10 protein-coding genes are annotated in these 13,295 nt (G+C 73.4%); 1 reads left to right on the forward strand and 9 read right to left on the reverse strand.

Features of this window, described 5'->3' with window-relative positions; translation table 11 throughout:
- The 9 genes from GRC12_RS33020 to GRC12_RS33060 form a co-directional block, all read right to left on the reverse strand.
- The coding region (locus GRC12_RS33020; RefSeq protein WP_208783328.1) for an ATP/GTP-binding protein at positions 1-1,888 on the reverse strand (1,888 nt) is incomplete at its 3' end.
- On the reverse strand, positions 1,864-2,514 hold the full coding sequence (locus GRC12_RS33025) for a hypothetical protein (RefSeq protein WP_208783330.1): 651 nt from the start codon (positions 2,512-2,514) through the stop codon (positions 1,864-1,866). The genes GRC12_RS33025 and GRC12_RS33020, both read right to left, overlap by 25 nt.
- Complete coding sequence (locus tag GRC12_RS33030; protein WP_308286694.1) at positions 2,511-3,662, reverse strand: C40 family peptidase; 1,152 nt, start codon at positions 3,660-3,662, stop codon at positions 2,511-2,513. The genes GRC12_RS33025 and GRC12_RS33030 overlap by 4 nt, the downstream gene beginning before the upstream one ends.
- A complete protein-coding gene (locus tag GRC12_RS33035; RefSeq protein WP_208783332.1) occupies positions 3,659-6,370 on the reverse strand; it encodes a hypothetical protein in 2,712 nt (903 codons plus the stop codon). The genes GRC12_RS33030 and GRC12_RS33035 overlap by 4 nt, the downstream gene beginning before the upstream one ends.
- 22 nt (positions 6,371-6,392) lie before the next feature.
- Positions 6,393-6,749 carry a hypothetical protein gene (locus GRC12_RS33040; protein WP_208783334.1) on the reverse strand — a complete coding sequence of 119 codons (357 nt, stop codon included), beginning with the start codon at positions 6,747-6,749 and terminating at the stop codon, positions 6,393-6,395.
- The gene (locus GRC12_RS33045; RefSeq protein ID WP_208783335.1) at positions 6,749-9,433 is read right to left on the reverse strand and encodes an ATP-binding protein; all 2,685 of its coding nucleotides are present in this window, start codon (positions 9,431-9,433) and stop codon (positions 6,749-6,751) included. The genes GRC12_RS33040 and GRC12_RS33045 overlap by 1 nt, the downstream gene beginning before the upstream one ends.
- The gene (locus tag GRC12_RS33050) at positions 9,430-10,005 is read right to left on the reverse strand and encodes a hypothetical protein (protein WP_208783336.1); all 576 of its coding nucleotides are present in this window, start codon (positions 10,003-10,005) and stop codon (positions 9,430-9,432) included. Before GRC12_RS33050 ends, GRC12_RS33045 begins: the two co-directional genes overlap by 4 nt.
- Positions 10,002-10,343: a hypothetical protein gene (locus tag GRC12_RS33055; protein WP_208783337.1), complete on the reverse strand. Its 342-nt coding sequence runs from the start codon at positions 10,341-10,343 to the stop codon at positions 10,002-10,004. Before GRC12_RS33055 ends, GRC12_RS33050 begins: the two co-directional genes overlap by 4 nt.
- Positions 10,340-11,260: a conjugal transfer protein gene (locus GRC12_RS33060; RefSeq protein ID WP_244374145.1), complete on the reverse strand. Its 921-nt coding sequence runs from the start codon at positions 11,258-11,260 to the stop codon at positions 10,340-10,342. Before GRC12_RS33060 ends, GRC12_RS33055 begins: the two co-directional genes overlap by 4 nt.
- A gap of 706 nt (positions 11,261-11,966) precedes the next feature.
- On the opposite strand from GRC12_RS33060, the gene GRC12_RS33065 reads away from it, so the two are divergent.
- A partial coding sequence (locus GRC12_RS33065) for a hypothetical protein (RefSeq protein WP_208783343.1) occupies positions 11,967-13,295 on the forward strand: 1,329 nt, incomplete at its 3' end.

Genomic DNA, 13,295 nt, shown 5'->3' on the forward strand with positions numbered 1-13,295 from the left:
GGGCGGCGAGGCGGGCGAGGGGGTTGAGGACGACGGCGAACGCGTCCTGCGGCAGGGTCGGGAAGGTGGTCTGCCACCAGGAACGGGTCTCCGCGTCCAGCCGGCCGGCGATGGCGGTGAGTGCTTTGTTGCGGAAGGCGGTGTCGGTGAGCAGGGCCCGCACGTGGAAGAGGGTGGCCTGGTCTTGGGGTCGGCCGGCCCGGCAGGCGGTCTCGTTGACGCAGGCCAGCACGGTCAGGGCGGCGGTGAGGATGGTGATGGCGCGGGGGGCGGTGGCGTCGTCCCAGGCCAGTGCTGCGGCGTAGGCGTCGGTGATGGCTTCGACGACCTCGTGCGCGGCCTGCCCGTGGTGCATGCCGAGCGGATTCCATGAACTGATGCGGGGGTTGGCGCCCAGGGCGTTGAGGTCGATCAGTGCGATGCGCTGCATCAGCGTGTCGTGGGCGAGGAAGGGGGTGGCGCGGGGCCAGGAGTCGCGGTGCGGGTCGATAAACAGCAGTCCGCCCCCGGCATGCGCCCAGCCGATCGCCTGGGCCAGGGCCCGTTCGGTCTTGCCGCCGCCGGCCTTGCCCACGGCTATCTCGAAGAGGGTTTCGGAGGCGTGGGTGGCGACCAGGCGTTCGCGGCCGTCCGGGGCGCGGTAGAGGCCCTGCAGCAGCAGCTCCGGGTCGCCGAAGGTGAAGGTGGGCAGGTCGCCGGCGAGCACGGGCAGGCGGCAGTGCCGGGTGGGCGGCTTGAGCAGGCCGGCCAGCTCCTCCAGCCGTACCCAGTTGGGGCGGGGCGGCTGGCAGTGCCCCCGCCTCCAGCGGCGCTCGAAGCTCTGCCGGGTGGGCCAGGCATCCGCCCCCAGCCGCCAGGGACCCAGCCGCCAGCCGCGCATCGCCCACCTGGAGCGGCCGCCGAAGACGTCGAGGGCGGCCTGGAGTTGGGCGAGGCGGGCCTGGGCGCGGCCCTGAACGTTGGAGGCGCACAGCACCAGCAGCTGGACGCGCACGAGGTGGTCGTCGTCGGCGAGCTTGCCCAGCGCCTCGGCCGGGTCCACCCGGCGCGGTACGGGCGGCATCACCAGCCGCCGCCCGCCGGCGGCCCTGGTGCCGGCCAGCAGCTGGCGCAGCTGGACGAGGAGGGAGTCCTCGATACCGGCGGCGTCCTGGCGCAGCCAGCGCGCAGCCCGCTGGGCCTGGCGGTGTTCCGCGCGGCGCGCGGCGCCCAGCAGCTGCATCCGGCGCGCCCGCAGCGCCCACTTCGGGGCGCGCTGCAGGTCGAGGCGGAGTTCGGCGAGGTCGCCGAGCTCGGCGCGCAGGTCGGACACGGCGTCGATGAGCGGCTGCAGCGGGTCCGGGGTCAGGGGCACCTCGCGCAGCGGGGCGGTGGGGGTGCCGCGCAGGAGGAACTCCGCGCGCACCGTGTGCGTGCGGGGCGTGTCCGCGATGGGTCTTGCCCGGTGGACGGTGACGTCCGGCCCGAAGGGGGTGATGGACAGCAGGCGTTCACCGCCGGCGGGTCCTTCGATGCGGTAGCGCAGCGGGGTGCTGCCGTCCGCGCGCAGCCTAATCTGCACCGCCTTGGACCGGCGCGGCGCCCACCAGGGCATGCTGGTGGAGGCCCGGGCGAGCTGCACACCCCGGCGGAAGATCTCCTCCAGGCCGGGGTCGAAGTGGCGTGAGGGGGTGAGTTCCAGGGCCATCCGCTGGGCGGATGCTGCGGCCGCGAGCCGGCGCACCACCGCCTCACCTGCGCCCCAGCACCCGGCGACGGCCAGCAACGGCACATACCAGTGGCCCACGAGCCAGCCGGCCACATCGGCCAGGCCCCTCACCAGGCCGGGCATCAGACCGGCGGCCGCGCTGGCGGCCCGGATGGTCACGTACGGGGCTGCGGAGTCCATGCGGTGGCTCCTTTCCGGGGGGTGCGGGTGAAGTGCCAGTCGGTTGTGCGCAGATCGGTGTAGGTGCCGCCGCGGTCCGTGCCGGCCCACACCAGATGCACCACCGCCCGGGCGGGGCCGCCGTCGCGGCGGGCGATCGCGGCCTGGATGCGGAAGCGGGCGGTGGCGAACGCCGGGGCCACCGCCCGGCTGGCGGTGCCGAACACCGAAGGCCACCGCGCGCGGCCTGCTCCGGTGGCGTCCGCGCGCAGCAGCGCACGCCCGGCGGCCAGCAGCGCCTGCTCGTCGTTGGGGGGAAGGTCGGCGGGCCAGGCTGCCTGCAGGGTGCGCTGGATGGCCTCATCGCCTGCCACGCCCTCGCCGTGCGGGGGCAGAGCGGATGTGGGGGCCGACGGCGTCGAGGTGGCGGCCGGCGGGGAGACGGCCGCGCCGGCGGCTGGGACGCCGGCGGGAGGCGCGGCAGCCGTTGCCGCATCAGCGGCCGCATGCGCGGCCGACGTCGCCGTCGTCTTCGGGGCCGGCGGTGACGGCCGGCCGGGCGGCATGCCCAGGACGGCGGCCCCGGCGACGGCAAGCACGATGGTGGCCAGCGTCAGCAGGCGCGGTGAACGGGCTGGGGTTCTCACAGCAGCCGGGCACCCCCCGCGTAGCCGGGCATCGCGGTGACCGGGTCCAGGCGCACCACGGTGTGCGGGCGCGGGGCGTTGACCATCTGCCCGCCGCCCAGGTAGATCCCGACGTGGTAGATCGTTGCATCGTGGCCGGGAGCGGTGGCGTAGAAGACGAGATCACCGGGCGTGAGACCACCCGTGCCGAGCCTGGCCGGGATGCGCCGGCCGGCACCGGCCTGGGCGGCCGCGGTGCGCGGCAGCCGGATACCCACCGTGGCGTAGGCGTAGGTGGTCAGCCCGGAGCAGTCGTAGCCCTTGACGGTCGTGCCGCTGGTGCCGCTGGGCGTGCAGCAGATCCCGTAGGAGGGGCCGTTCGCGTTGCCGCCGCCCCACGCATAGGGCACGCCCCGCTGGGAGAGCGCCGCCTCGATCACGGTGCGGACCTGGCCGGAGAGGTGTGTGAGGTCGGGTGCCTGGGCGGCCGCGGTGTACTGCTCGATCCAGCCCAGCACGTCGGCCACGTACGCGGCCGAGTGGTTGTACTGCCATAACGCGGCCTCGAGCTGGGTGCGTTTGGCCAGATCACGTCCGCCTGAGCAGAGATAGACCGCAGCCCCGAGCGCGGCATCGTCGGCATTGTGCGGATCGGCGACCGTGTCGCCGTTGCCGTCCTTGCCCACCGACTCCCAGGTGGAGGGCAGGAACTGAAACGGGCCGACCGCGCGCTCGCCCTGCGCGGTGCCGTCCCATGTGCCGTGGTCGGTGTCGGGGACGGCGGTGGTGTTGCCGCCGTGGCCGGAGCCGGTCAACAGCACCCCGTAGATCTTGGGGCGGATGTCGCCGCCCGCGGTGATGGTGTGGCCTGCCGCGTGGTGGGACTCGACCTTGGCGATCCCGGCGAGGATCGGCCAGCGCATGCCCCGGCACCCCGGCGCGTACCTGCCCACCTGCCGGGCGGCCTTGTGGTAGGCGGCCAGCATCCGCGGCGGGATGTCCGCGGTGCTGCCGCCCCCGGCGATCCCCCCATCCCCCTGGGCCGTGGTCGTTAAAGCGGTGTAGGTGCTGATCGCCTGGGGGAGCGGCGCGGCGCAGCACACGGCGGCGAACATCAGCAGCGCCACCATGCAGCCCCACCGCCGGATGCGGCGTCCCGGCGGCCTCACGCCTCCTCACCGTCCTCGTCCTGCCAGCGCTCACGCACCCGGCCCAGCCGGTTGATCTGGTCGGCGTCCGGCTCGGTGCGCCGCATCAGCTCCCGCATCCGCCGGCGTGCCTCCTCCCGCGGATTGGGCGCGGTGGTGGTTGCGGGACGGGCGGGGGTGCCGGGATCGGACGGTGAGCGGGGTGCCGGGGCATCAGGGCGCGGGTGCGGTGGTGTGGGCGGGGGCGGCGTGGGGCCGCCCGCCGCCGCCCGCCCCGAGCGTGAGGCTGCGGGGCGTGCCCCGGCCGGTGCCGGGCGCCGGGCGGGTGCGGGCGTGGCTGGGGTGGGCAGGCGGCGCCCGGCAAAGGAGAAGGCGCCGCCGTGGTCGTCGGTGTGCTCGCGCAGGACCCGGGCCACGTGCCGGCCCGTGTCGCTCCAGGCCCGGCGGTCTTCGCGAACCGTGTTGGCCCACACCCGGACCTGCTGACGGGCGTCCTGGGCGTAGCGAGAGCCTGCTGAGCGGGCCCGGCGGATGCCTGCGGGCAGCCCGACCGTCGCCCCGTACGCGGCCCGTCCGCCCCGGTTCAGGATGCGGTAGCCGCGCAGGCGGACCAGCCGGTTGTGGGCCCGGGTGGAGAGCAGGGTGCGGTCGGCGTGCTGGTCGTGCAGCGTCTGGCCGGTTTCGGCGTCGACGATCTTCCCGTCCGGGGTGCGGTAGCGGTCGGGCGGGCCTGAGGGCCGGCGCGGCCCGCCGCCCGCACCGCCTGGGCCACCGCCGCCGTCCCGGGGGCCGCCCGCGCCCGGGCCCGGGTCGCCGTCGGCGGTGGGCTTGCGCCACGCGGCCAGCCGCTCCGGATCCGGCCGGCGTCCGATCAGCAGCCCGTACGCGCCCTGGGCGCCCAGCCGCGCGCCCAGGGCGCCCACAGCCGCGGCCGCCGTCAGCGGGGCCAGGCCGCGCCCGGCTTCGGCCACGCCATCGGCCAGGAGGCGGCCGGTGTCCGTCGGCATGCCCGCCCCGTCGGCCAGGGAGGTGAGCGCACCCATCAGCCGCTGCCGGGTGCCGAGCATTCCGAACCTGCCGCCACCACTCCAGCCGCTGACGGCGCGTAAGCCTCCGCCGTATCCGCCCAGCGCTGTCGGGGAGTTGAGGGCGAGTGCGGCGCCGAGCTCGGAGGTGTCGCCGGGCAGGTGGGTGCCGCCGACCTTGGCGTAGCGCATCCGCATCGCCATGCGCCGGCCAAAGGAAGCGATCCCCGTCACCAGGCGACGGTGACCGGCCGCGCCGGCGATCGCGAGGACGTCGATGAGCAGGATCCGCTCGACCATCAGGTCGGGGCCGTTGGTGAGGACCGCGTCGATCGCGATGCCGAAGAACGGAATGAACGCGCAGATCCCGACCGTGGCGAGGAGGGCGATGCCCCAGATCGACAACCACTTCCACACCGCCTGCCGCGGCGGCCCTGGCAGCATGGCCGCGACGAACGTGACGCCCCCGCCGGCCGCAGCCGCGGCACAGATGCCCTGGGTGCCGAGCAGAACGACGGCGCTGGACAGCAGCATGCCGCAGATGAACAGAGCGGCGATCAGCAGCAGCAAGGCGCCGCCGACCCGCCACCAGGTGGGTTTTTCGGCGTAGGCAGCGCACGACGTGCCGACCGGGCCGGCCTTCTTCATGTCCGAGAGGAACGCGGCGAACGCCTGGTCCTCGTCAGTGACGATCGCAGTGGAAGCATCAAGGAGTTCGCCGCCCGGCGTGAGCGAGGGGAGATCGTGACCGGTAGCCTTGGCGTCGACGTCGCGCTCGCAGTACTTCCTGCCCGGCCCGTGGATCAGCCTGCAGGGGTCGTTCGCCTTGTGCCCGCTGTCGCTGGTCGAATTGGGCAGGTATCCGCCGGCGACCCACTTCAGGTGGACGGCATAGGCCTTGCGGTCGGCAGTCTTGGCAGGGTCGAGAATGCGCCCGTACTGAAGGAGCATGTACGGCTTCACGATCAGGGCGTTCGTGATCGAGTCCTGGATGGGCCGGGCCACCTCGCTGGCCGAGACCGGTCTATCGCCCTCCTGCTGCTCGCACCTGATCTCGGCCTGGCCGGCCATGCCGTCGCAGGGGCTCTTGCTGGCGAGGTGGCCGCCCCAGTCGTAGGAGTTGACGCTCTGCTGGGCGACCTCGGCGGCGACCTGCTGGGCCTGGCCCAGCGGCCCGTCCGGGCCGAGCAGGGTGTCGGGGCGGATCAGCGCGGAGGCGGCGATCGCCCCGATGAGCAGGGTGAGGAAGATTTCGCCCAGCCCACGGCCGACCCGCCCGCGCACGATCATGAAGGCGGCGAACACGAACGCCCAGGCCAGCAGCAGCCCCTTGAGCCCGAGCGTGTCGACGACGATGTGGTCGTAGGCGCCGGCGGTCTTCTGCGCGGGACGGGTGAGGAGCTTGAGCAGCGGGAAGCGGAAAGCGACCTCGATGGCCCATCCGGCCAGCCCGACCAGCAGGCGGATCAGGGTGAACAGCCCGGACAGGGCGAAGGCGAGGGCCTGGGACTTGAAGGCGATGATGGAGCCGCCGGAGGCGCTCAGGTCGTAGCCGTCGATCGCCACCCCCTCGGAGGAGGTGATGTTCAGCGGCGCGAGCAGGTCTGACGTCTCGCTGGTGCTGCCGGCCGCGTACACGACCTGGGTGTTCACCAGGAGGAACACGCCGGTGAGGAGCACCACGAAGCCGGCCGGGCGCAGCATCGCACGCTGTGGACACACCACGTCAGCGCCGCCTTTGCCCAGTGGCGGACCGCAGCCGCCACACCACCAGCACAGCCACACCCGCCCCGGCGGTCGCCAGCCTCCGCGCCGCACCGGCCACGTCACACTGCCGACCGACGGCGGTGGCTGTCGTGCCGCGCCGGCAGTACGCCTTGCCCGGGCCCGCGATCAGGTCGCAGGGATCGTGGCGCGGTGTGCGGGCGCCGCCGGTAAAAGCCCGTCCGGTGTGCGGCCACCACCCCTGCGGCACACCCACCCCGAGGGCGAGGATGACCACACCGGCCACGACGCAGGTCACGGTGAGGATGCCGGCGGCCGCGGCGACGCGACGGGAACGCTCCCGCCCTGCAGTGGTCATCACTGGTATGCCTCCGTATGGGCGTCATGGGCCGCACCGGCGCCGGTTGCGGAGGGCGGGGCTGCGCTTCGGTGGCGTCCTGGGGTGGTGGTGATGGAGGCGGTGATGCGCTCGATGCGGGGGATGGAGACCTTGATGCGGCCGGTGTTCTGCCGCGGGCAGGTGATCAGGAACTCGCCCTCCCGGCCCTGGTGGCCGACGGGGGACAGGCCGGTGGTCACCAGCCGCAGCAGTGCGTCGTCGCCTGGGTCGAGCCCGACGAACTCCAGGCCGCGACGGGCGCGTTCACGGTCGGTGGTGCGGGCCAGCGCGCGGTAGGCCATCAGGCCTCGGTCGGGGCCGAGTTCCTCGGCGTCGTGCGAGCCCGCCAGGAGGCCGGCGCCGTGCTTGCGGCCGTCATGGAGGATCTCGTGAACCAGGGCGGTGCCCTCGGCCGAGGAGGTGAGCCAGTACAGCTCGTCCAACACCACTGCGGTGAACCGTTCGGGGTCGGCGAATGCGGTCTGCCGGGCGAGAGCTGCGATCAGGTAGAGCACCGCCCGGCCGATCAGTGCCTCCAGCGGCTGCTGGTGCAGGATCTCGGGCTTGTCGAACGCGGCCTTCGGGGGCAGCTTCAGGCCCGTGGTGGTGATCACGATCATGTCGGAGGCGCTGGAGGCGTCCAGCCGCACGGGCGGCAGTGTCGGGTCGAAGACCATCCGCGCCAGGGAGTTGGTGGCGACGACCCGGAGGAGGCCGGCCAGGGTGGCGGCCGCGTCCTGCCGCTTGCCCGCCTGGCGTGCGGCCGTCTTTTCAAGGACCTCGAGGACACGGTGCATAGACGGGGCGTCGCTGCGGGCGGCCTGCTCGACGGCGTGGTGGAGAACCTCGCCATGGGTGCTCATCGGGCCGATGCCGAGTTGCAGGGTGAGGTAGGACAAGGCGTAATGGCGGCCCTCTGGGCCGTCGAACATGCGCAGCGGGTCGATGGACACCTCGGCCCGGGCGGCGTCGATGATCTGGGCGCGGCCGTTGGCGGCGGTGCGGGCGAAGGTCGCCCACTCGCGCATCGGGGTGCGGTCGATGCAGATCGCGCAGCCGCCGCGTGCCCACACCGCCTCCGCGATCAGTTTCTGCAGCACGCTCTTGCCCGCGCCGAGGTCCCCGACGATGCCCATCGAGGCGGACGCGTCGACCTTGGGCGCGTCCGCCACGTTGATCATGACGGGGCGGGTGGTGCCGCAGTCCAGGTCGATGCCCAGGAACATGCCGTTCGGGTCGCCGACCTCCGCGTGAGTGAAGGCCCCGGAAAGCGCCCAGTCCTCGGAGACCTGGTGCTGGGTGAATTCCCGTAGCACGCCGGGCCGTACGGTGCCGGGAAGGCCGAGGGTGAACAGGGCTTCCTGCAGGCCGGCCGGGCGTACGGCGCGGTAGTCGGCGCCGGCGAGCAGCGCGGTCAGGGCGCGGGCCCTCGCGTCGCAGACGGCCGCCGTCGGCCCCCACACGGTCAGCGCGGTCACGGACTGCACCTCGACCTCGACCGACGTGCGGGACAGGCGGGCATCCAGCTCGCCGAGGTCGCGGGCGGCTTCGGTGAGGGAGGCGGGCATGCCGGTGGGGCGGGCGTCGTACTGGTCGGCCTGGTCGATGAGTTCGTTCTTCTTGCGCCGCACCTGCTCACGGGCCTTCTCCGCCGGCACCAGCGTGAGGTCGATGGTGTAGTCGACGGGGAAGTCGAGCATCTCCAGCTGGGCGAAGAGGTCGGCGGCATCCTGACTGACGGCGGGCGGGCACTCGGCCAGCGCCAACTGCGCCTGATAGCCGACCCCGGCCTCGGACTCGACCTGCAGCCAGCGCCGCCGAAGCGGCGATCCGGCCTGCAGCCGCCACCAGGCGGTGCGGCCCGAACGGGTGATCCGGCCCGCGCTCGTGAGGTCGCCCGGGTCGTCGAGGCCGGGGTCGATGCCGCCTTCCTGCAGACGCACCTGGCCGAGCTCGGCGTAGCTGGGGGAGCGCAGCACACCGCCCTGGAGCTGCCCGCCGTACAGCTCGCTGGTCTCGGCCTCCGCCAGCAGCGGCTCGGCGAGGCCGCGGTGCAGGGCGTGCTGGATCATCCAGACGATCTCCGCCGGCCGGGCGGGGCGGAAGGCGATGCCACCGGCGAGCGCGGCCTCCACCCGGGCGGCCTGATCGCGGTAGGCGCTCACCTCGCGCCGGGCCACCGGCGTCGGGCGCATGCCGAGCATCGGCGCTATCTCGGCCCACGCCGCGCCGAGTTGCGCGGAGACTGGCAGGCCGCCGGTGGCGGTGTGCAGGGGCACGGCCAGCCACAGGGTGCGCCGGTGCATCTCCTGCTCATCGAGGAGGTCCAGGGCGGCCTCGATGTTCTCCACCCACGGATGCCGGCCCGCACCGGGTGCCTGTTGGGCGGGCTCGATGCCCTCGATCATCTTCAGGCCGATCTCGCCCGGGTCGACTTGCGCGCACAGGCCGAACAGCCGCGGGGCCCCGGACAGCGATCGCACCAAGTGCGTGATTTTTGCGAGCTGTTCGTCACGGACCGCGGGCGGTAGGTAGGTGCCCTGGAGGGTCTCTTCACGCTGGCCGTGGGCGTCCGGGCCGGGGTGCAGGCGGTAGAGGGCCCACACGCTGCCGTGCGTCGACCAGACCAGGTGCCCGGCGATGTGACGGATCGGCACCCTCACCGCGCACCCCCTTGCTGGGCGAGCGTGAGCAGCTTCTGCACACCCGACACCGGCCCCGCGGTCACCGCAGGAGCAGCCGGCGGTGTGCGGCGGGGCGAGGACGAGCGGCCTGCGGCCGGGCTTGGGTGCGCAGCTCGGGCTGGACGCCGCGCGAACGCAGGGGAGGGCGCGGCCGGGAGGGGAGCGGGCGCGGGCGCGTCCTCGACGGTGAAGCTGCCGAGCAGCGGGCGGGGCGCGCGGTCGCGGGCGGCCCGTCCGCCGATCCGCCCGCCGCGGGGCTGCCGGCCAAGCAGCACCCAGCCCAAAGCGGCGGGCATCGGAGCACGGCCCCGGACCTTCGGCCGGCGCACCATCCAGATGACCAGGGCCCACCCGACGATGGGGATGGGTCCCATCCATGACCACCAGCTGATCGTCTTGACCAGGAGGAAGCCGCCGCCGACGGCGACCGTGATCTGTGCGGGGGTGTAGGGGCCGAGGGGGATCTTCCAGTCGGCGATTTTGCCCAGGACCCAGGGGTGGCGGCGGGCGGTGGTGTAGAAGCGGCCCACCCGCGCCGCGGCCGCGGTCACAGCCGGTCCCCGACGCCGGGCGCGTGGTCGGGCGGGGCGGGGAGTTCGGAGCGGACGACACCGGGGACGGCGGGTGCGCCCTTGGACGGGTTCTTCACCTCGTCGGTGAACATGTTCGCCAGGTCGTTGCGTGCGTTGTACAGCCCGAGCGCGATCACCATCAGGAGCAGGGCGCCGATCCCCGCCTTCAACGAGAATTTCTGGATCATGATGACGACGACGAGGCAGATCAGCCCGGCCTGCAGGCCCTTCGTCGCCCACTGTTTGAACATGGTGATCCACGAGTTGCCGAGGTCGTTCAGCTGCCCGGCGAGCATCAGGCCGTGCACCGTGTTCATCGCCCGCCCCCGTCCTGGGTAGTCCCGGAGGCCAGCGCGGCGATTTCCCACCGGCCCGAGCGGGCCTTGAGCGTGAGCTCGTAGGACAGTGGCCACCGGCCGGTGGTGTCGCGGGCTTCCACCGAGGCGAGGATGCGCACCGTGGTGCCGTCGGCCGGTACCTGCTCGGCGGTCGCGGCCTCGTCGATGGCGGACATCTGCTGGACGGCAACAGCCGTGTAGGGGGCGGGGGTGACGGCGGTGAGGTTCACGCCGGGCGCGAGGTAGCGGCTCACCTCGCCGGCACCGGTCAGGTAAGCGGTGAGGAACTCCCCGACCGCGGACGAGAGATCACCGTCCGGGACGCTCACGGCGTACGGCGACTTCCGGACTGCGGCGCGGGCGGGGCCGGCCACTACGGCGGGCGCTGCGGTCACGGTGAACGAGGAGCCTGTGCTGTCGGAGGCCACCGGGACGGCGTAGTAGCGCAACCGTCCGCCTGCGTATTGCGCAGCCACCGTCACCGACCACGCGCCGGTGCCGTGCTGAGCACTGCGCACCGCCGTCACCGACTGGGGCGCCGATTGCGCACTGGTAGCTGGGTCGGGCAGTTCGACGTCGGGTGCCATCGAGTGCGCAAGCCGTGCCTGCGCACTCGTCTCGTCGTTCGCGTCGCTGCGCAGCCACGTGGCGATGAACACCTGCGCATAGCCGCCCGGGTCGGGGGCGGATGCCGCGGTGCGCACGACGGCGGGCCTCGCGGCGGGGGCCGCCGCGAGGGTGGTCGGGGTGGAGGTGACGGCGATGGCCAGGGCGATGGGGCCGGCCGCGATGACCGTCCAGACCGCCAGGCGCGAGAGCCGGACGCGGCGCCGCATCGCCTCCAGCCGGGCGCCACCCGCCGTCACAGCAGCAGCCTCGCCCGCTGTGGCCTGCATGCCAGAGGACATGGTCAAACTCCCAGGTCAGAACATGTGATTGCTGACCTTGAGGAAAGCCGCCGACCCCGACCCGACCACCAACCACGAGACCCCGACCACGGTCACGATGGGGACACGAAGCTGGTGTCGGGTCTGTGGTCGGCCCGACCACAGACCCGACCGGGCCCGAGGTGCGTCTGCTGGCGCTCACCGCCTCATACACAGGCACCCCGCCGAGGATGCGCGAACACCCGTCTGCCCCACCCCCCCGGGCCGGCGCCGGGGCGCGGGCGCACACAAGGACACCACCAGACCCGCCCAGGGGCGGTCTGCGCATCGGCACACCTGGCTCTGCGCACCAGGACATCCAGTTCCACGGCCGGCCTGCGCACCCGCTGCCCCCAACCCGACTGCGCACGACCCACGATCCGTTGCGCAGCCCCGAATTGCGCAACCTCATGGAGGCTGCGCAACGGCTGCGCACCGTACGGGCAAGGAGTGGTCGGCCCCACCATGAGCCCGACCACGGCAGCGGGAAGGCTGCGTTGCGGGATCGTGACCGGTGGTCGGGGCTCGTGGCCGTCAGCCTGGTCGGGGCCGGCGGGTGAGCTGACAGTATGGAACGCCCCCACGCCTGCGCAGCCGCGTCCCTCGGCCGCCCCACGCCGGCGGGCACGGTGCGCCGTCGTGGCCGCCGCACGCGGCCTGCGCCCAGGACGGCGCGGTGAGCGGCTTCGGATCCGGGATCCGCCGCGGCGTGATGGCGGCCGACCGGTACACGCAGATCGCCAACGCGCTGTTCCGTGATGGCCGCATCTCGTATCGGGCGAAGGGCTTGTTCGGCTACATCAGCACCCACCGGGACGGCTGGCCGGTCACGATCGCCGCTCTCGTCGCGCGGGGACCGGATGGGCGGGAAGCGGTACGCACCGGCCTGCAGGAGCTCGAGGCGCACGGCTACCTGATCCGTGAACGCCTGCGCCGCCCGGACGGCACCCTCGGCGAGATCGTCTACTGCATCACGGACCGCCCGGCCGCCTGGGACATCGCACGGATCGAAGCCGGCTTGGCCAGCCCGGCCACCGAGGCCGAGTACGCCGGCAACTTCCCGGCGGGGATCCGCCGGGGCGTGATGGCGGCCGATCAGTTCACCCAGATCGCCAACACGCTCTTCCGCGACACCCGGTTGTCCTTCAAGGCCAAGGGTCTGTTCGGACTGCTCTCCACGCACCGGGACGGCTGGCGGATGACGGTCACCGACATCGTCCGCCGTGGCCGCGACGGTGACGCGGCCGTCAAGAGCGGGCTGAAGGAGCTTCAGAAGCACGGCTTTTTGGTCCGGGAACGCCAGCGCGCCCCGGGCGGCACCCTCGGCGCGGCCGCGTATGTCATCACCGACCTGCCCGCTTGGCGAAGCGGCAGGTCACAGCCAGAGTCGGGTTTTCCACCGGTGGATGACCCTACGTTGGCTGATCCCGGCACGAAGAACACCACCGTTAAGAACACCAACCAGCACAACACCCAGCCCTTCCGTCCGTGCGACCGCGGCGACGGCGCGCGCACGAACGCATCAGCGGCCCCCGCGCACGCGGCCACGTCGCCGAAGCCGCCTGCGGCAGGCGAGCTGGACGCGGGCATCCGGCTGCTGCTTGAGATCGGGGCGGAACGTCCCGAACTGCTGCTGACCGGGCCGGCGCTGAGGGATCAGGGCCGTGTGGCGAGCGTGATGCTGGAGGCCGGCTGGAGCCCCGGGCAGCTGCGCCACGTCGTCACCGGCCGGCCGCTGCCCTGCCCGGTGAGCACCTCGATCGGCGCGATCATCGCCGCCCGGCTCCGCGCCGCCCAGGCCTACCCGCCTCCCGCCACCGCCGCCCGCCACGGTGCGGCCCCGCTGGATGGTCCGTCCGTGGAGGCGGTGGGGGAGCGGTCATCGACCGCGGCCGCCGCCCGCACGGTGGGCCAGGCCCTCAGCTACCGGGCCCTTACCGAGTGCGCCGGCTGCGGCGTGCCCGCCACCGCCGGCGGAGGCGACCTGTGTCCGGCCTGTCTGGGC

The organism is Streptomyces griseorubiginosus (genome assembly GCF_017614965.1).
GTDB lineage: Bacteria > Actinomycetota > Actinomycetes > Streptomycetales > Streptomycetaceae > Streptomyces > Streptomyces griseorubiginosus_B.